Origin of the sequence: Enterobacter cloacae complex sp. OE43NF, assembly GCF_023544405.1 — a bacterium.
Classification (GTDB): domain Bacteria; phylum Pseudomonadota; class Gammaproteobacteria; order Enterobacterales; family Enterobacteriaceae; genus Enterobacter; species Enterobacter cloacae.
On the sequence record NZ_JAMJFW010000155.1, the window covers coordinates 1 to 283 of the forward strand.

A 283-nucleotide genomic window follows, 5' to 3' on the forward strand; every position below is an offset into this window, starting at 1 on the left:
TTCGCCGGAGGCAATCACGCCTGCGGTGTTCACGTCGTCATAGACTTCGGTGATCGCCAGCTTGCTCGCATCCGGGGCGGTGTAGTCCAGGGTCAGGACAAAGTCGTCTGACGCAGAACTGGTGTTGCCCGCCTTGTCGGTGGCCGTCACGTGGAAGCGGTGCTCGCCTTCCGGCAGTTTCGCCACCGGCGAGAAGCTCCAGGTGCCGTCGGCTTTCGCCGTCACTTCGCCCAGCAGGCCGTTCTGATCGTAGATCTTCACGGTGCTGCCCGCTTCCGCCTTA

Annotated in this window: 1 protein-coding gene; it reads right to left on the bottom strand. The window is 63.3% G+C overall.

Annotated features, from left to right (window positions below):
- Nucleotides 1-283: Ig-like domain-containing protein (locus M8370_RS23450; protein ID WP_284038932.1), on the bottom strand; the 283-nt coding region annotated here is incomplete at both ends.